Here is a 19,938-nt window from a genome sequence, read left to right as displayed (position 1 = left end):
ATAATCTAATGTAGTGCAATAAATATACCCGAACAGTCGTATGATGCACAATACCAGGCTGGAGGGGAGGTTAGGTGTGAGACTATGTCAAATGTAATCGTTAAAGAAAACGAAACGTTAGATAGTGCTTTACGCAGATTCAAAAGAAACTGTGCCAAAGCAGGAATTCAGCAGGAGATTCGCAAAAGAGAACATTACGAAAAACCAAGCGTTAGACGTAAAAAGAAATCTGAAGCTGCTAGAAAACGTAAATATAACTAATATGTGCAGAACAATAATGGAGGGTTTATGATTCATAAACCCTCCATTTTTACAGGAAAATTTTATGTGGTGGAATAGGATAATATTTGGAATAGATGGATATGAGGTTGTGATGTGGTTTCTGACTTACAGCATGATGGGATGGCTGGTGGAATCCATCTATATGTCATTTTGTAATCATAAGATTACGAACAGGGGATTTGCAAAAGGTCCGTTTTGCCCGATCTACGGGTTTGGTGCTCTTACGGTGTTTTTTATATTACGTCCGTATAGCGACAATAGTATACTGCTGTTTTTCCTGGGATCGTTTCTTGCAACGACGTTGGAATTTCTGACGGCACTTGTGATGAAGCGCATTTTCGGTGAGATCTGGTGGGATTACCATGAGAAGCCATTTAACTACAGGGGGATCATCTGTCTGGAGAGTTCGATCGCATGGGGATTTTATACGTTGTTCCTTTTTATGTTCCTGCAGAACATAGTTGCAGCGTTTGTTGCCATGATACCGGTTCGTGCAGGGCGTGCAATTGGTAATTTGATCCTGATTGGATACATTATGGATTTTTCTGCGACAATTTATCGCCAGAAGAAAGAAAATCTTCAGGAAAGCATGGATGAGGAACAAATACAGCAGATTGAACAAGCAAAAGACAAAATGAAAGATAATTTTTTGACATAATTGTTGTTGACAAAACCATAGACTGTGGTCTATACTGTGTCTTGTAAACGACAAGGACGTCATGTACAGTTAGTACATGGCGTCTTTTTGTTTAGCGGTAAATTCCGAAGGAATTTCCTGCTAAACAAAAGGCACATTCTTTTACACATTTTTATTCGAAGTCCGGAACGAATAGCATGAAGTAGTATATGATCAAAAGAAGGAAAGCGAGGAGATTCTTATGAAACTCAAAGACACAGGACTCACAGCAGAAGAATTAAAGGACATTGTAAAAAAATATATGGTAGAAACCTATGCAAGATATGATTTTATCGCAGAACGTGCAGAAGGTATGTATCTCTACGATGAAAAAGGGGTAGCTTACCTCGACTTTTATGGTGGAGTTGCCGTAAATACACCAGGTAACAGAAATCCGAAGGTTGTCGCAGCAGTAAAAGACCAGCTTGATGACATCATGCATACATTCAATTACCCATACACAATTCCACAGGCACTTCTCGCAAAGAAGATCTGTGACACGATCGGAATGGATAAGATTTTCTTCCAGAACTCAGGAACAGAAGCCAACGAATGTATGATCAAGATGGCAAGAAAATACGGCGTTGAAAAATATGGCCCGGAACATTACCATATCGTAACAGCAATCAATGGTTTCCACGGAAGAACATACGGAGCACTTTCCGCAACAGGACAGCCGGATAACGCATGCCAGCTTGGATTCAAACCGATGCTTCCGGGATTCTCCTACGCAGAATATAACAACCTTGAAGATTTCAAGTCAAAAGTAACAGATAACACGATCGCGATCATGATCGAGCCGGTACAGGGCGAAGGTGGTGTACATCCGGCAACACAGGAATTTATCGAAGGACTTCGTAAACTCTGTGATGAAAGAGGTATGCTTCTCCTTCTCGATGAAGTACAGACCGGATGGGGACGTACAGGATCTCCAATGGCATTCATGGGATATGGTGTAAAACCTGACTGTGTAACGATGGCAAAAGCTATGGGAGGCGGAATGCCGATCGGTGCATGCTGCGCAAGCGAAGAAGTAGCTGCAGTATTTACATCAGGAACACATGGCTCTACATACGGTGGACATCCACTTGCATGTGCCGCATCTCTTGCTTCCATTTCTGAAATCCTCGACAGAGATTTAAGTGGAAATGCAAAAGTAATGGGTGAATACATGAAAGAAAAACTTGCAGAGCTTCCACATGTAAAAGAAGCAAGAGGAAAAGGACTTCTGGTAGGATGCGAATACGATATTCCGATCGCTCTTGAAGTAAAATGGGCATGCTTCAGAAGAAGACTTCTGATCACAGCGATCGGCGACAGCGTAAACCGTATGATCCCGCCACTGATCCTTGCAAAAGAACACGTAGATCAGGCAATCGAGATCATGCGAGATGCAATCAACGAAGCTGCTGCAAAATATGAGGCAGATCAGAAGACTGCATAGTATAGACATTCCTCCGACTTATTGATATAATTGTATAAAAAATAGAGTACCGGCACAGAAATCCCCAAGTTTCTGTGCCGGTTTTTGAGGTGAAAAATATGTTAGAAAGAATGCAGCTTTTTCCGCTGAATTTTTATAAAAAAGCGAAATTTAACGGAAGTATGGGAAAAATGAATTATCGCCTGGCGAAAGAAGAAAAAAAGACCGATGAGGAAAATTCAGAAACGATTCTTGTCGGAAGTATCTGGGAAGGACCGTTTATTTATGATAAGATTCCACAGGAAAAGATCACAAAGAGAGAATTCCCATTTGCAGAAGAAGGAATCTGTCAGGCAATGGACTGGTTCAATGAGGAAGGCGAAAAAATGAACCGGGAAGTGTAAAGAAAGGTTCTATTTTCCTGTCAGAAGGCTTATTTATATAGTATCGATGGATGGAAAAAAGGAGTCTTATGATGCGCAAATTTCTGGCAGGTCTGCTTGGCATGGTTCTGTGCGTGCAGACCGTATATGGGATCCCGGTCCGGGCGGCGGATGTTTTTGAGCCGGGAGAAAGACCGAAAGCTATGCAGGATGTGATCCGGCAGGAGGATCCGGAGCAGACGAACAAAGACAATTCGGGCAATCTGACCGGTCTGGAACTATCTGCTGAGTCCGCAGTTATTATGGAAGCTTCCGGAGGTCAGGTTCTCTTAGAAAAAAATGCGGATGAGAAAAAGCCCCCGGCGAGTGTGACAAAGGTTATGACGCTGCTTCTGATCTTTGATGCACTGGCAGACGGAACGATCACGCCGGATACCGAAGTCACAACTTCTGAGTACGCTGCATCGATGGGTGGATCCCAGGTATTTCTGGAAGCTGGTGAGAAGCAGACTGTGGATACAATGATCAAGTGCATTGCTGTGGCAAGTGCCAATGATGCCTGCGTGGCGATGGCAGAAAAGATTGCCGGGAGTGAACCGGCTTTTGTGGAAAAGATGAATCAGAGATCGGCAGGGCTTGGAATGACGAATACCCATTTTGTCAACTGCAATGGACTGGACACGGAAGGGCATCTGACGACAGCGAGAGACATTGCACTGATGTCGCGGGAACTGATCACGAAGTATCCACAGATCGAGGACTACTCAACGATCTGGATGGAAAATATTACCCACACTACGGCAAAGGGCAGTAGTGAATTCGGACTGAGTAATACCAACAAACTGATCCGGCAGTATGAATACGCAACCGGACTGAAGACCGGATCCACAAGCGGTGCGAAGTTCTGCCTGTCTGCAACGGCAAGAAAAGACGGGGTCAATATGATTGCGGTTGTAATGGCAGAGCCGGATTCTAAGACACGGATAAAGGATGCCATTGCCATGTTAAACTATGGCTTTGGGAAATGCAGTATTTACCAGGATGAAAGGGCACTGGAAAAAATTGTGTATGCCGAAGTGAAACATGGAATGCAGGAGAAGGCAAAGGGAGAGACACTGGAGGGTTTCCGGTATGTGGATACCAGTGGATCAGATCTGTCTGCCGTGGAAAAAGAGGTACAGATACAGAAACAGACTGCCCCGGTAAAGAAAGGCGACCAGATCGGAGAAGTCATTTACCGGCTGAATGAGAAAACCATCGGAAGCGTTCCGGTTTATGCGACAGAAGGTGTCGGGGAGTTGACATTTGGGGGCGCATTCCTTAAAATTCTGGAAGAAATGATGGTATAACGAAAGAGGGAAGAGATGAAGGCAACAGGGATTATCGTATTGATACTGGTGATTTTTGCAGCAGCAGTTCTTGCAGAAGTATGGCGGGAGCTGCACTGCTTCAAGATTACAAGATACCGGATCAGAACCAGTAAAATAAAGGGAGATGCCGGAAAAGTACGGATTGCTTTCTTAAGTGATCTGCATAATCATGTCTATGGAAAAGAGAATGAGGAGCTGCTTTTGGCGATCAGGGAAGCAAAGCCGGATCTGATCCTGGCAGGCGGCGATATGCTGGTCGGGAAAGCCGGAAGAGACTGGACACCGGCAGCGGATTTGATGAAAAAACTTCCACAGATCGCACCGGTCTGGTGCTGTAATGGCAATCATGAGCAGAGAATGCATGAGCAGCAGGAGATTTACGGCAAAGAATATGGATATTATGAGAATGAACTGAAAAAGGCAGGGATTCATGTCCTGGTGAATGGATCAGAAGAGATCCCGGTAAACGGGATGAAACTGCGCTTATATGGGATGGAGCTTCCATTTGGATGCTATAAAAAAGGATGGAAGGTGTGTCCGCTTACGACTGGCGAGATGGAAGAACGGATTGGCAGTGCAGAGACGGACGCATACTGCATTTTAATGGCACATCATCCGCTTTACGCAGAAACCTACTGGAAGTGGGGAGCAGACCTGGTGCTGTCCGGACATTTACATGGCGGGATTGCCAGACTTCCACTGCTTGGCGGTGTGATCAGTCCGCAGTTCCGTCTGTTTCCACGCTACAGCGGGGACTGTTATGAAAAAGACGGGAAATATATTGTGGTAAGCAAAGGGCTCGGAACCCACACGATCAATTTCCGCTTCTGGAATCCGGCAGAGTTAGTCGTACTTGATATCATCCCGGCTTTCCTGTATAATAAATAAGGTTATCGACAATTTGACTGGAAAGGATATCTATGGGAAAAGGAATACCGGTAAAGCTGCAGGTTTTTGAGGGACCTCTGGATCTGCTCTTACATTTGATCGATAAAAATAAAATAGACATCTACGATATTCCAATCGTAGAGATCACCAACCAGTATATGGAATATATCCAGGCGATGGACAGAGCAGACCTGAATGTCATGAGTGAGTTTCTGGTCATGGCGGCGACACTTCTGGACATCAAATGCAAGATGCTTCTTCCAAAGGAAGTCAATGAAGAGGGCGAGGAAGAAGATCCGCGTCAGGAACTGGTAGAGCAGCTTTTGCAGTACAAGATGTACAAATACATGTCTTATGAACTGCGTGACCGCCAGGTGGACGGAGAAAAGCTGTTCTATAAGGGAGCGACTATTCCGGATGAAGTAAAGAAATACGAAGAACCGGTAGATCTGGATACGCTTCTTGACGGGCTGACCCTGACGAAGCTGAATGATATTTTTCAGGATATCCTGAAAAGACAGGCAGATAAGACGGATCCGATCCGGAGTAAGTTCGGCAAGATCGAGAAAGAAGAGGTTACGCTTCCGGAGAAACTGGAATATGTTTATGAGTATGCAAAGGTACATCACAGATTCAGTTTCCGGGATCTCCTGAAAAAGCAGGCATCCAAGGTACAGATCATTGTCACCTTCCTGGCGGTGTTGGAGCTGATGAAGACAGGAGAGATCCAGGTATATCAGGAACATACGTTTGATGATATCATCATTACATCGGACGAGGGACTGCGGCAAGGAGTATAGAAGAAAATGAGAACAAAACAGTTGGAGAGTATCATAGAGGCAATCCTGTTCACTATGGGAGATTCGGTTGAGGTGAGTAAGATCGCATCCGCGATCGAGCAGGATGTGCCGACGACGGAGAAACTTATCCATAATATGATGGACAAGTATCAGAAAGAGGAGCGTGGCATCCGGATTATCGAACTGGATCATGCATATCAGCTCTGTAGCAAACCGGAGATGTATGAGTATCTGATCCGGATCGCAAAGCAGCCGAAAAAGTATGTCCTGACAGATGTCATGCTGGAGACACTTTCAATCATTGCTTACCGTCAGCCGATCACCAAGCTGGAGATTGAGAAGATTCGCGGAGTCAAATCGGATCATGCGGTAAACAAGCTGATCGAGTACAATCTGGTCTGCGAGCTTGGGCGCCTTGATGCACCGGGACGTCCGCTGCTTTTTGGAACAACCGAAGAATTTCTGCGCAGATTCAGTGTGCAGTCTTTAGATGATCTCCCGGGCATTGAACCGGAGAAGTTGGAGACATTCAAAGAAGAAGCGGAAGATGAGGCACAGATCCGGCTGAATATTTAAAATGGAATCTATAGTATAAACGCCCGTCCCTGTTCATAAAATGGAACAGAAAAGAGCAGGAGGGAGACCGGGGCGCATGAAAAAGAAAGAAAAGAAGAGGAATGGAATACCGGCACGGACCAGAAGAGGGATTCTGGCAGCGTGCATGGTATTCTTTTTTAGTTTGCAGATTTTTCAAGGAAAGATGCTATGGAGAGAATCCACAGGAGAAAGTCCGGGTAAGGTCTTATCTGGGAAAGTGCCTGCGGAAGAAAATGAACGGACGCAGATAATGGAGACTACGCAGCAAAAGGAACCGGTCTCGGATGCGCAGACTGCACAGGAAAAAGAAACCCGTGAGCAGGAAAGGGAGCAGCTTCTTACCCGGCTCTATGCCCGTTCCGCTGCGCTGGTGGATGCGGACAGCGGCAGGGTTCTGCTCGGAAAAGAAGAGCATGTAATGCGCCCGATGGCAAGTACAACGAAGATCATGACTTGTATTCTTGCGCTGGAAAAGGGGAATCCGAAGGACCTGGTGACAGCCTCTGCAAATGCGGTCGCACAGCCGAAGGTTCATCTGGGAATGCACGAAGGGGAAGCGTTTTATCTGGGGGATCTTCTATATTCCCTGATGCTGGAATCCCATAATGATTCTGCAGTGGCGATCGCGGAACACCTTGCAGGATCCGTTCCGCAATTTGCCGGGTGGATGAATGAAAAGGCGGAAGAGATCGGATGCACTGAGGCACATTTTGTTACGCCAAACGGATTGGATGGAGAGGATGTGGGCGGTGTACACAGCATTTCAGCTGCAGATCTGGCAAAAATCATGAGCTACTGTGTCCTGCGTTCTCCCAAAGCTGCAGAATTTCTTGCGATCACGCAAATGCCGGTATACAGCTTTTCTGATGCTGAGGGAAAGGGGAATTTTAGCTGCAGCAACCACAATGCATTTCTTCAGATGATGGATGGCGCAATTTCCGGGAAAACAGGGTTTACCGGGGATGCCGGATATTGCTATGTAGGGGCTTTACAGAGTGAGGATCGTACATTTGTAGTGGCACTGCTTGCCTGTGGCTGGCCAAACAACAAGAATTATAAATGGACAGATACCAGAAAACTGATGGAGTACGGAATGGCACATTATCGTTATGATGAGGTGTGGAAAATACCGGAGCTTTCGAAAATACCCGTGGAAAACGGTGTTTCCCAAAATGGTTTGTTTGGAAAAGCAGCAGTGGAAGTGGAAATCAAAGGAAAAGAAAGTCCGAGTAAGATTCTGGTCGGAGATGATGATGTGGCAGAAGAAAAGACAGAAGTACCGGAAAAACTGGATGCGCCGGTGAAAAGCGGAACACCGGTCGGACAGATCACGTATCTCTTAAACGGGGAGAAATGGGGGAGCTGCCAGGCTGTTGTAAAAGAAACAGTCAGACGGAGAACATTTACCTGGATAGCCATGAAAATGTGTGAAATGTTTTACCAATTTAATTTTTAAAACACGAGAAAAATAAAATAGATCAAGAAAATTGCTTAAATTCATCAATGGACTTTCGCGATAAGATATGTTAGCATTAGCTAGACAACAAAATAAGACAAGAAAGTTGACGGATATTTGTGAAAAGTCAGGAATTAGGCAAATTGTGTGATTTTTATGAAAAATTTCTTGTTTTTTCATATGAACAGAAGAAAAAGCAGATGCCGCCCTTTCCAATTAAATAAAAGGAGAGAAACAAAATGGAAAACTGTAAAAAATACGAGAGACAATATTTTATGCCTCCGAAATTTGAATATGATTGGGTGAAAAAAGATTATGTAGACGCACCGCCAATCTGGTGCAGCGTTGACCTGCGTGATGGAAACCAGGCACTGATCGAGCCGATGAGTCTGGATGAAAAGCTGGAATTCTTCCAGTTATTGGTCGATGTGGGATTCAAAGAGATCGAAGTCGGATTCCCGGCAGCATCTGAGACAGAGTACCAGTTCATGCGTACCCTGATCGAGAAAGACATGATCCCGGATGACGTGACTGTCCAGGTACTGACACAGGCAAGAGAGCACATCATCAAACGTACCTTCGAAGCCGTACAGGGAGCACCACATGCTGTGATCCACGTGTACAACTCAACCTCTGTTGCACAGAGAGAACAGGTTTTCAAAAAAGATAAAGAACAGGTAAAACAAATCGCCATCGACGGAGCAAAGCTGTTGAAACAGCTTGCTGATCAGACAGAAGGAAACTTTACTTTCGAGTACAGTCCGGAAAGCTTTTCAGGAACAGAGGTGGACTATGCAGTGGATGTCTGCAATGCAGTACTGGATGTATGGCAGCCGACAAAAGATAAAAAAGTCATCATCAACATTCCGACAACCGTAGAAAACGCAATGCCGCATGTATTTGCAGGACAGGTAGAATATGTAGACAAGAACCTGAAATACCGTGACGGGGTTGTACTCAGCCTTCACCCACACAATGACCGTGGATGTGGTGTGGCAACTGCTGAAATGGGTATTCTTGCAGGTGCAGACCGTATCGAAGGAACCTTATTTGGAAATGGAGAACGTACCGGTAACGTGGATATCGTGACACTGGCACTCAATATGTTCTCGCAGGGTGTAGATCCGGGACTGGATTTCACTGACATTCCGAAGATCCGTGAAATCTACGAACGCCTGACCAGAATGCATGTCTATGAAAGACAGCCATATGCAGGAGATCTGGTATTTACCGCATTTTCCGGTTCCCATCAGGATGCCATCGCAAAAGGTATGGCATGGCGTGAAGCAGAAGAAAGAGATCACTGGACCGTACCGTATCTGCCGATCGATCCGAAGGACATCGGAAGAACTTACGATAAAGATGTTATCCGTATCAACAGCCAGTCAGGAAAAGGCGGTGTAAGCTACATTCTGAAACAGAACTTTGGCATCAGCGTTCCGAAAGAAATGCGTGAAGAAGTCGGCTACATGGTAAAAGATGTATCCGATAAAGCACACAAGGAGCTGACTCCGGACTGGGTATACCACATTTTTGAAGATCATTATGTAAATTACAAAGGAATCTTCTCTATCGATGAATGCCACTTCAAACAGGAAGATGGTATTATAGCAGATGCAACCATTTCCCATGCAAATGGAAAACGTGTGGTAACAGCAGGCGGTAACGGACGTCTTGACGCAGTCAGCAATGCGATCAAACAGTACTTTGGTATCAGCTATGAACTGAGCTTCTACGAAGAACATTCCCTGACACGTGGTTCTTCTTCCAAGGCATGTGCTTATGTAGGTGTCATCTGCAATGGAAAGACCTACTGGGGAGTCGGAATTGATGCCGATATCATCAAAGCTTCTATTGAGGCATTGACAGTTGCTGTCAATAAGATCGATGAACTGAAGAATGTGAATGAATGTAAAGATGAAAGAATGGTAGAGATCATGAACTATATCCAGGCAAATTATCTGGATGTATCTTTAGATGATCTGGCAGAAAAATTCTTCCTGTCCAAACCGTATCTTTCTAAATATATCAAAGAAAAATCCGGAATGACTTTCGGGGATATTGTCAAAAAAGTCAGAATGAAAAAGGCACGTGCCCTGTTAAAGAGCAGCAGCATGACCGTTGAAAATATTGCACTGACCGTTGGATACCAGAATGTAGAACACTTCAACAGGCTCTTCAAAAAGGCGTACAATATCACACCGGTACAGTTCCGCAACCAGAAATAAATAATACAGAAAAATGACGAAAAAAGGGCGCAAAAAACGGTTAAAAAGACGTTTTTTGCGTTCCTTTTTTGTCAATGTTTATGAATGTGAACAAAAATTCATATTTACAGGCAAAATTATTGACAAAGTAAACAAAAAAAAGTAAGATATTTGTATGTTCATAATAAAAAACAAAAGTTAAAAATTATGAAAAAGGAGGAGTGAAGACATCTGAGGATGGGGAAATAATTAACGATTGTTTTTTGCTGAATGAATAGAATACAAAAGGTTATCTTGGAGGAAAAAATAATGAACGAACATGATGAGGCGTTAAGAAAACAAACCGCCTTTTTAGGACAGCCAAAGGGTGTGGGAACCCTGAGCTTTATGCAGCTTTGTAACTCTTTCGCAAGCTATGCGATGAGTGCGGTACTGATTTACTACTTATACGCAAATGCACCGGAAGGACTTGGATTCAGCAAGGCAAATGCAGCACAGCTGATCTCTTTATATTCAACAGTTGTCGTACTGACAGGTATTGTCGGAAGCTTTGTCTGCGACCGTATCTTAGGATGCCGGAAGTCCTTATTTATATCAAGATCACTTTCATTTATTGGATATGTATGCCTTGCATTACCACTTGGCGTTCCTGGCTATGGAATCGCTATGGGATGTCTGGCAATCGGACCGATGTTCGGTGGCAGATGTCTGGATGCTCTTCTTGGAAAATTCTATGATGAATCCGATGGAAGACGTGACAGCGCTTACACGATTTCTTACGTAATTTCCAACATTGGTGCAGCAGCTCCGGTACTTTCCGGTATAATCGCAGCAGCACTCGGATATCATGTAGCATTCGCGGCATGTGCAGTCCTTGCATTCCTGGGTATCGTTGTATATGCAGTTACATACAAACCGTTCTTCGGTAATATCGGTATTGAACCGGATGATCCGCTTCCGGATGATAAGAAACGTTCTTTCATCACAAAGATGATCATTGTACTTGTTATCTGCGCAGTTGTTCTTGCGACGCTTTTTGCAACAGGAACATTAAGTATTTCTGTATTTTCAAATGTAATCAGTACTGTATCGATCATTATCCCGATCGTATACCTGGTAGTTATTTACAAAAGTAAAAAGACAGAGCCACATGAGAAGAAGAAAATCCTCTGCCTGGTTCCGCCGTTCATCTGTAACGCAGTTACCCTGCTGATCTGGACACAGACAATTTCAATCCTTGCAATCTTCTATGAAGAAAAGGTTAACCGTGTACTGTTCGGAATTGAAGTGCCTGCAGCATCTATGCAGACAATCCCAGCAGTATTTGCAGTTATCATCGGAAGTATCCTGACAGCAGTATGGACAAAACTCGGAAAGAAACAGCCATACGGAACCACAAAGATGGGTATCGGAACAATCTTCTGGGGACTTGGAGCTTTAATCATTGCACTCCTCTATGTAATCTATCCTGGAGATGCAAAAGTCAGCGCATGGTGGATCGTATTATTCTATGCAATCCTGATGCTTGGTGAAGGATTTACCTGCCCGATCGGTTACTCAATCACGGCTGTTGCAGCACCGAAGGCATTCATGACACAGATGATGACAATCTGGTCAATGTCACAGTCTACAGGAGCTGCTCTTAACACGCTGCTCACAAACTTCTACAAAGAAGGAAGCGAAATTCCGTTCTTCGTAGCAATCGGTTTGGGTGTATGTGCAGTCGGTGTGGTTGTAGCAATTTTCAGTAAAAAGCTTGCAGTCGGAATGGGACTGGACAAGAACGCAGAAGCATAAAAGATTAGAAAATAAGTTTATGTTTCAGGAGGATGAAAAATAAATGTCAGAGAATTGTAATTATGCACCGGTCGAAAAAGTCATTCTGATCGATGACAGAAGAATTGAGATTTATTGGGGCGAACAGATGCGCCGTGCTGATAATGAAAACGATTATCTGGTAAAATACAAAGGGGAAGTACAGGAACTGGTACACTGGACCAGTGATATGACATGGGATTATGGTACGGTATACCAGAAAGAATCCATGCGTACCACACTTTCCCTGGTTCATCCGGTTGATCCGGAATGTGCAGGAGAGGTTACCGTACAGGTTGTCGGAAAGCTGACTGATGTAAAAGACAGACCGGTAGACAATGAAAAGGTCTACCAGACCGTGTATCAGCCATATTATGTAGTCCGCAAAAAAGGAACCTCCGGCATTGTAGTAAAAGCCGGAGAAAAAACAACACCGGCTGTAGTGGATAAAGCACTTGCAATTATTGATATGATGCTTGAAAAGATCCCGGAAGTAGCAGAAGAGCTCGTCCGCAGAGGCGCAGAGATATCTGTTTTCGGACTGCTTGAGAATGCATACGATGTCCCGGAACACAGAATGGGATATCTGCTTGCAACCCGCCACGTGGCAGGTTACGGCGGTGAGATGACGAATCCGGCATCCTCTATTTCAGAGGCAAATGTAATCCGTCTCAGAACCGGAAGATATGCAACCAGTTATCCAAATGAGATGATCCTTGTGCATGAATTTGGACATGCGATCCATCTGGTTGGAATGAATGGTCTGAAAGACCAGACGCTTGCAGACATGATCCGGAAAGCATATCAGCATGCCAGCGACAATGGTTTGTGGCCGGACACTTATGCGATCAGCAATTACGAAGAGTATTTTGCAACCTTAAGTACTGTCTGGTTCAATGTCATGCAGGAAGGTGTTGACGGACGATGGGATGGTATCCGCGGACCGGTCAACACAAGAGAGGAACTGAAGGTCTATGATCCGGAAGGATATGAGCTGATGAAGCACATTTATCCGGAGAAGACACTTCCGGAACCTTGGCATTATAATGTAAACATCTATGATATTGATGGAAAACCATACAAATCATATGATGAAAATATGAAATTCAACTGGGATTTCATTCAGTAGGAGATGGAACAATGAATACACGCATACAGAAAATTGTAGATGCTGTAAAGAAAAATAGTCATGACGGAATTGTGATCAGCAAAGGCAGCGACATTAAGTATCTGACCGGCTTTACCGGAGAATATGGAGTTGCGGTCCTGCTTTTGACAGAAAAGAAAAACTATTTTGTAACCGACGGACGGTTTGAATTCCAGGCCGCACAGGAAACAGAAGGATTTGAAGTTGTTGTCTACGGTGAAGGACTGAATTACTTCAGCCAGACCGGTAAATTGGCAGCAGAAGCAGGGGTAAAACAGTGTGCAATCTGTGGAGCCGATCTTACGTTTGATGATTATCAGGATCTGGTAAGTCAGGCGCCTGATACCAAATTCGTTTCCGAAGGGTCTTATGTAGAACCTTTACGTGCGATCAAGACACCGGAAGAAATCGAGACGATCGAACAGGCATGCCGGATTTCAGAGAGATCTTTCTATGCACTGCTTGATGTGATCAAACCGGGCGTTACAGAGATCGATATTGCAAATGAACTGGAATATCAGTTCAGAAGCCGTGGCGGCTCCGGATTCTGCTTCGAGACGATCGTAGCATCTGGTCCGGATAACGGAGCAAACTGTCATGCGACAGCATCCGATAGAAAAATCCAGCTTGGTGATTTTGTGACGATTGATTTCGGAACTTATTATCACGGATACTGCTCGGATATTACCCGTACTGTTGCAGTAGGGAAAGCCAAAAATCCGGAGCTTTACAAGATGTTTGACGTAGTCAGAAAAGCAAAGGATGCTGGTCAGAACAGCCTGAAACCGGGAATGGTTATGGGCGAGCTCAGAGATATCATCGTGAAGGTAGTAGAAGATGCAGGCTATCATATTCCACATGGTCCGGGACACAACTTCGGACTGGATATTCATGAACAGCCGTATATCTGTACCGGCAGTAAAGTGACCCTTCAGCCGGGAATGGTTCATACGATCGAACCTGGAATTTACATTCCGGGAATCGGTGGCGTCCGTCAGGAAGATGATTTCCTGATCACAGAAGATGGATACCGCAGAATTACAAATATTACAGATGCGCTGATCACACTGTAATAAGAATGTTGTCATCCTAAAAAAGTATAAAGAATTGAGGAAATCCTTATCTGGTGATTTGCCGGGTAAGGATTTTCTTTTTTGTGGGGACGGTCTGCGAAAGGGAGGTAGTGAGGCAGATTAAAAAAATATAGGGGTGAAGTCCATTGTGCAAACCATTCAGATGAGCCTCTGGAAGCGAAAATTGTGTCAGCAGAGGCTTCCACAATTTTTAAGTCTCATCTCCATTGCACAATAAGTGCCTTCACCTCTATATTTTTTAAAATCTGCCGCTGTAATCTTTGGACGCAGACCTGGGAATCACAAAATTTTAATATTGATTGTTAAACGATGTTGTGAGTAAAATGAAAAGCGCAAGCGTATCCGTATAAAGTTTTGGACGTAAAACGGATTAAAAAATGCAAAATATTTAACAGATTCTGTGGAAAACGGTTGCGTTGGTCTGAAAAAACAAGTATAATACACTTCAAGATGGTTGCACTTTAAAATGTTAAAGAATGGATGCGACGGGAGAAAGGCAGCATGAAAGGGCTGCGTGTATTTGAAAAATAAAGGAATAAAAGAGGGATCAAGGGATGATTATCAGTACGAAATATCTGATTACAGGAGATGGAAAGACCGTTCTTACGGATAAGGCAGTTTATATTGGAGAGGACGGCAAGATCGGAAAAATCGCACCGAAAGAAGAGTTGCTGAAAGAATTTCCGCAGGAGGAAGTTAAGGAGTATGGTGATGCGACACTTCTTCCTGGACTTATGGATATGCATGCGCATCTTGCATACGGCTATTCCCAGCCGGACAGCTTTAATTATGGGGCACAGCTGATCATGTTATATGCGTTGCAGCATGCGCAGTCTGCATTTGAAAGAGGGATCACCACGGTGCGGGATATGTCTTCTGCACATGGTGTATGCAAGAATCTGAAACTGGCAGAAAAGAAGGGATTTGTCGTGATCCCGAGAATCGTGCATACGGATACCGGAATCTGTATGACAGGCGGGCATGCCTGGGAAGAGGTAGAGGAAATGGACGGTCCGTGGGCAATCCGTAAAGAGATCCGTAAGCAGGTGCGTGACGGTGCGGAATGGGTGAAGATCCTGACCACCAACCGGGAACCATATCCGGAGTTTACCCAGGAAGAACTGGATGCGGCGGTGGATGAGTGCCACAGAAGAGGAATCAAGTGTGGCGTGCATGCCGGAACCAATCCGGGGATCCAGATGTGCATTGATGCCGGATTTGACACGATCGAACACGGGACCTTTATGACACTGGATCATGCAAAGCAGATGGCAGAAAAAGGTATTGCCTGGACACCGACTATCATGGCATATACTTATCTCTATAAACTGTGCAAGGAAAATATTGAGAAGAATGGCGATGCACCGGTCAGCGATCCGGTCATGCAAAAAGAGATGGCAAATTATGAATTCTTTGAACCGGCATATAAAGCGTACCGGGATCATTTTAAAGAATTTTATGATACGGGTGTGACGGTTCTTGCCGGCACCGATATGGTGATGTATCATTCTCCGCTCTTGCCGCTTCCGAGAGAACTGCAATATATGGTGGAATACGGAATTACGCCGGTGCAGGCAATACAAGTGGCAACATCCAACCCGGCAAAGGTACTGGGTGTGGAAAAAGAACGCGGACTTGTTGCGGAAGGACTGGATGCAGATCTTCTGGTAGTTGGCGGTGACTTAAGCCGGGATATCACCAGATTAAAAGATGTAAAATTTGTTACACTTGGCGGAAAGAGAGTCTTTGAAGACGGAATCCGTTATGTTGGAACAGGGAATATGTTTATGTAAGAAAAGGCTTCTGCGTTGCAGAGGCTTTTTTTGCACGTGAAAATTACTTGTCGAAAATTTAACAAAATAAGAGAAAACTTATCAAAAACAGTTGCGTATTGCATAGAAAGCAAGTATAATATACACGGCAGAAAATTTGATTTAATTATTAAATTTATAAAAATGGAGGGCTAGATTTATGAGCAACACAACATCATCAAACCCGGCGAGCTTAAGAATTGCCAATTTGCTCGATGAGGGAAGCTTTGTTGAAATCGGTGGACAGGTAACTGCAAGAGCAACAGATTTCAACATGCAGGAGAAAAAAGCTCCGACAGATGGCGTCATCACAGGTTACGGTGTAATCGATGGAAACCTGGTATATGTATACAGCCAGGACGCATCTGTACTGAACGGAACCATCGGCGAGATGCACGCAAAGAAGATTGCGAACATTTATGATATGGCAATGAAGATGGGCGCACCGGTGATCGGTCTGATCGACTGCGCAGGACTTCGTCTTCAGGAAGCAACTGACGCACTGAACGCATTCGGAAGCTTCTATTACAAACAGGCTATGGCTTCTGGCGTAATTCCACAAATCACAGCAGTATTCGGCAATTGCGGTGGTGGACTGGCAGCGGCAGCAGCACTTTCTGATTTTACATTTATGGCAGAGAACGGAAAATTATTCGTAAACTCTCCGAACACCATTCCGGGCAACACTGCGGACAAATGCGATACAGCAAGCGCAAAATTCCAGAGTGAAGAATCCGGAATCGTTGACGGCGTAGGAAGCGAAGAAGAAATTCTTGACGAGATCCGCTCACTCGTAGCAATTCTTCCGGCTAACAACGAAGACAACGATGCATATGATGAATGCACAGATGATCTGAACAGAGTATGTGCAGATCTTGAGAATGCAGCAGAAGATGCAGCACTTGCTCTTTCTATGATCTCTGACAATGGTGTATTCATTGAGACAAAGAAAGCTTATGCAAAAGATATGGTAACAGGATTCATCCGCCTGAACGGAATGACAGTAGGTGCTGTTGCCAACCGCTCAAAAGTATACGATGAAGAAGGCAACACAGCAGAAGAATTCGACGGCACACTCTCAGCAATGGGATGCAAGAAAGCAGCAGCTTTCGTTAAATTCTGTGATGCATTCGGAATTCCGGTACTCACACTTACAAACGTAAAGGGACTCAAGGCAACTGCATGCTCAGAAAAGAACCTTGCAAGAGAGATGGCAGCTCTCACTTATGCATTTGCAGATGCAACTGTACCAAAAGTCAATGTGATCACAGGTAAAGCATTCGGAAGCGCATATGTGACAATGAACAGCAAAGCAATCGGAGCAGACATGGTATACGCATGGCCGGAAGCTGAGATCGGAATGATGGCAGCAGACATGGCAGCGAAGATCATGTACACAGATGCAGATGCAGATACATTAAAAGCAAAGACAGAAGAATACAAAGCACTTCAGTCAAGCCCGCTTTCCGCAGCTGGAAGAGGATATGTAGATACCATCATCGAACCGGCAGATACCAGAAAATATGTGATCGGTGCATTTGAGATGTTATTTACAAAAAGGGAAGAAAGACCATCCAAAAAACACGGAACAATTTAGCGAGGTGAAGCAAAGTGAAGAAAAAGATTAGTTTAGTAGTCGCAGTTCTGGTACTTGTGCTCGGCCTTGCAGGCTGCGGAAATGCCAAGACCGTCAGCTATGACAAAGATACACTGATCCAGTCTTGTGATGCTGTTTTTGATATCATTGAGAGCGGATCCATCACAAGCGACCAGATCACAGAGATGTCAGACTGGAATCAGGGATATCTGATGGCACAGTTTGAAAGCCAGACCGGTGTGCAGATGGAAGCAGACACTTTCGCAACTGCACTGGAAGGATGGAAAGCATCCCTGGAAGAATGCGGCGATTATGAAAGCCATAAAGACTATGAATTCGAGGCGTCTTCTACAGGTGTTACGGTAACTGCACCGGCAACATTTTCTGACAGAAGTGCAGACCTGGAATTCGTATTCGATGAGAATATGACTCTGGAATCATTTACAGTCAATGCTCATTACGGCATGAGCGAAATCCTTGAAAAAGCGGGACTTAACACATTACTTGGTATGGGAACTGTATTCGTAATGCTTATTTTCATGAGCTTTATCATTTCCCTGATCAAATACGTTCCTGCATTACTTAACGGTACATCCAAGAAGAAAAAAGAAGAAGCTCCGAAGGCAGCACCGGCACCGGCAGTGGCAGCAGCTGTAGAAGAAGCAGAAGAAATGGATGATACCGAACTTGTTGCAGTTATCGCAGCAGCGATCGCAGCAGCAGAAGGAACTACTACAGACGGATTTGTAGTACGTTCTATCAAGAGAAGAAAATCAAACAAATGGAATGCATAGTGCGAATAGAATCAGGAGGATTTAAAGATGAAAAACTATACAATCACAGTTAACGGCAACGTATATGATGTTACAGTAGAAGAAAACGGAAACGGAGCAGCTGCAGCACCAGTAGCAGCACCAAAGGCAGCTCCGAAAGCAGCACCGAAGGCAGCTCCAAAAGCAGCAGCCGGAGCTGGAAGCATCAAGGTAGAAGCAGGTGCAGCCGGAAAAGTATTTAAGATCGAAGCGAGCGTAGGACAGAAAGTATCCCGCGGTGATGCAGTTCTTATCGTAGAAGCAATGAAGATGGAAATTCCTGTTGTAGCTCCGGAAGACGGAACAGTTGCAAGTATCGATGTAGCAGTGGGTGATGCAGTAGAAGCAGGACAGACACTGGCTACATTGAACTAAGGAGCAACATCCTTTTGAAAAACAGGAGGTTATAACATGGAATATATCACTAACACACTGGGAAACCTCGTGCAGCAGACTGCGTTCCTCAACCTGACTTGGGGTAACTACATTATGATCGCAGTTGCATGTTTTTTCCTTTATCTTGCAATCAAGCATGGGTTTGAACCGCTTCTGCTTGTACCGATTGCATTTGGTATGCTCCTGGTAAATATTTACCCGGATATCATGCTTCATGCAGAAGATTCGGCTAACGGAACGGGCGGACTTTTGTATTACTTCTTCCAGCTGGATGAGTGGTCTATTCTCCCGTCACTTATTTTCATGGGTGTCGGTGCGATGACTGACTTCGGACCGCTCATTGCCAACCCGGCGAGCTTCCTCCTCGGTGCGGCAGCACAGTTTGGTATTTTCGCAGCTTATCTTGGTGCGATGGCTCTTGGTTTCTCTGATAAGGCAGCAGCTGCCATCTCCATCATCGGTGGAGCAGACGGACCGACTTCCATCTTCCTTGCAGGTAAGCTCCAGCAGACAGCACTTATGGGACCGATCGCCGTGGCAGCCTACTCTTACATGTCACTGGTTCCGATCATCCAGCCGCCGATCATGAAACTTCTCACAACCGAGAAGGAAAGAAAGATTAAAATGGGACAGCTTCGTCCGGTTACACAGCTTGAGAAAATTCTGTTCCCGATCATCGTAACCATCGTTGTATGTATGATTCTTCCGACAACAGCTCCTCTGGTAGGTATGCTGATGCTTGGTAACCTGTTCAAAGAATCCGGTGTTGTAAGACAGCTGACAGAGACTGCATCCAACGCAATGATGTACATCGTAGTTATCCTGCTTGGTACATCTGTAGGTGCTACTACAAGTGCAGAGGCATTCTTAAATGTCAGCACATTGAAGATCGTAGTACTTGGTCTGATCGCATTCGCATTCGGTACCGCAGCAGGTGTCCTGTTTGGAAAACTGATGTGCGTAGCCACACATGGCAAGGTAAATCCGCTGATTGGTTCAGCCGGAGTATCTGCCGTACCTATGGCAGCCCGTGTATCTCAGAAAGTAGGAGCGGAAGCAGATCCGACCAACTTCCTTCTGATGCATGCAATGGGACCGAACGTAGCCGGAGTTATCGGAACAGCCGTAGCAGCCGGAACATTTATGGCTATTTTCGGAGTTATGTAGCAACAGGAAGCGCGTAT

Annotated in this window: 18 protein-coding genes; all 18 read left to right on the top strand. The window is 44.7% G+C overall.

Annotated features, from left to right (window positions below; translation table 11 throughout):
- Positions 1-84 precede the first annotated feature (84 nt).
- The 18 genes from rpsU (at position 85) to PGW42_RS01290 (ending at position 19,921) form a co-directional block, all read left to right on the top strand.
- Positions 85-261, top strand: a complete 177-nt coding sequence (gene rpsU / locus PGW42_RS01375; protein WP_004054229.1) for a 30S ribosomal protein S21 — start codon at positions 85-87, stop codon at positions 259-261.
- A 64-nt stretch (positions 262-325) separates the two neighbouring features.
- On the top strand, positions 326-940 hold the full coding sequence (locus PGW42_RS01370) for a putative ABC transporter permease (protein ID WP_117556539.1): 615 nt from the start codon (positions 326-328) through the stop codon (positions 938-940).
- Between the two features lie 220 nt (positions 941-1,160).
- A complete protein-coding gene (locus PGW42_RS01365; protein WP_195368686.1) occupies positions 1,161-2,402 on the top strand; it encodes an aspartate aminotransferase family protein in 1,242 nt (413 codons plus the stop codon).
- Between the two features lie 98 nt (positions 2,403-2,500).
- The gene (locus tag PGW42_RS01360; RefSeq protein WP_022219906.1) at positions 2,501-2,785 is read left to right on the top strand and encodes a hypothetical protein; all 285 of its coding nucleotides are present in this window, start codon (positions 2,501-2,503) and stop codon (positions 2,783-2,785) included.
- A gap of 71 nt (positions 2,786-2,856) precedes the next feature.
- Entirely contained in the window at positions 2,857-4,113 is a 1,257-nt protein-coding gene (locus PGW42_RS01355) for a D-alanyl-D-alanine carboxypeptidase family protein (RefSeq protein WP_270203483.1), read from the top strand.
- Positions 4,114-4,128: 15 nt separating this feature from the next.
- The gene (locus PGW42_RS01350) at positions 4,129-5,022 is read left to right on the top strand and encodes a metallophosphoesterase (protein WP_117823800.1); all 894 of its coding nucleotides are present in this window, start codon (positions 4,129-4,131) and stop codon (positions 5,020-5,022) included.
- 32 nt (positions 5,023-5,054) lie between these two features.
- Entirely contained in the window at positions 5,055-5,822 is a 768-nt protein-coding gene (locus PGW42_RS01345) for a segregation and condensation protein A (protein WP_173685147.1), read from the top strand.
- Between the two features lie 6 nt (positions 5,823-5,828).
- Positions 5,829-6,398, top strand: a complete 570-nt coding sequence (scpB, locus tag PGW42_RS01340; RefSeq protein ID WP_055155895.1) for an SMC-Scp complex subunit ScpB — start codon at positions 5,829-5,831, stop codon at positions 6,396-6,398.
- Positions 6,399-6,474: 76 nt separating this feature from the next.
- Positions 6,475-7,875, top strand: a complete 1,401-nt coding sequence (locus PGW42_RS01335; protein WP_270203479.1) for a D-alanyl-D-alanine carboxypeptidase family protein — start codon at positions 6,475-6,477, stop codon at positions 7,873-7,875.
- Positions 7,876-8,114: 239 nt separating this feature from the next.
- The gene (locus tag PGW42_RS01330; protein WP_008369222.1) at positions 8,115-10,103 is read left to right on the top strand and encodes a 2-isopropylmalate synthase; all 1,989 of its coding nucleotides are present in this window, start codon (positions 8,115-8,117) and stop codon (positions 10,101-10,103) included.
- Positions 10,104-10,391: 288 nt separating this feature from the next.
- Positions 10,392-11,879, top strand: coding sequence for a peptide MFS transporter (locus PGW42_RS01325; protein WP_117823802.1), 1,488 nt, complete (start codon positions 10,392-10,394; stop codon positions 11,877-11,879).
- A 43-nt stretch (positions 11,880-11,922) separates the two neighbouring features.
- Entirely contained in the window at positions 11,923-13,026 is a 1,104-nt protein-coding gene (locus PGW42_RS01320; RefSeq protein ID WP_117834494.1) for a hypothetical protein, read from the top strand.
- An 11-nt stretch (positions 13,027-13,037) separates the two neighbouring features.
- On the top strand, positions 13,038-14,117 hold the full coding sequence (locus tag PGW42_RS01315; protein ID WP_117556557.1) for a M24 family metallopeptidase: 1,080 nt from the start codon (positions 13,038-13,040) through the stop codon (positions 14,115-14,117).
- A gap of 575 nt (positions 14,118-14,692) precedes the next feature.
- On the top strand, positions 14,693-15,931 hold the full coding sequence (locus PGW42_RS01310) for a metal-dependent hydrolase family protein (protein ID WP_270203478.1): 1,239 nt from the start codon (positions 14,693-14,695) through the stop codon (positions 15,929-15,931).
- 178 nt (positions 15,932-16,109) lie between these two features.
- On the top strand, positions 16,110-17,546 hold the full coding sequence (locus tag PGW42_RS01305; protein WP_117556561.1) for an acyl-CoA carboxylase subunit beta: 1,437 nt from the start codon (positions 16,110-16,112) through the stop codon (positions 17,544-17,546).
- A 14-nt stretch (positions 17,547-17,560) separates the two neighbouring features.
- Complete coding sequence (locus tag PGW42_RS01300) at positions 17,561-18,340, top strand: OadG family transporter subunit (protein WP_008369211.1); 780 nt, start codon at positions 17,561-17,563, stop codon at positions 18,338-18,340.
- 27 nt (positions 18,341-18,367) lie between these two features.
- Positions 18,368-18,733 carry a biotin/lipoyl-containing protein gene (locus PGW42_RS01295; RefSeq protein ID WP_008369209.1) on the top strand — a complete coding sequence of 122 codons (366 nt, stop codon included), beginning with the start codon at positions 18,368-18,370 and terminating at the stop codon, positions 18,731-18,733.
- 36 nt (positions 18,734-18,769) lie between these two features.
- Complete coding sequence (locus tag PGW42_RS01290; protein ID WP_117556567.1) at positions 18,770-19,921, top strand: sodium ion-translocating decarboxylase subunit beta; 1,152 nt, start codon at positions 18,770-18,772, stop codon at positions 19,919-19,921.
- Positions 19,922-19,938: the final 17 nt, after the last annotated feature.

Source organism: Coprococcus sp. TM115-187 (assembly GCF_027679115.1).
Taxonomy (GTDB): domain Bacteria; phylum Bacillota; class Clostridia; order Lachnospirales; family Lachnospiraceae; genus Allocoprococcus; species Allocoprococcus comes.
This window is presented reverse-complemented; position numbering and strand designations above follow the sequence as displayed.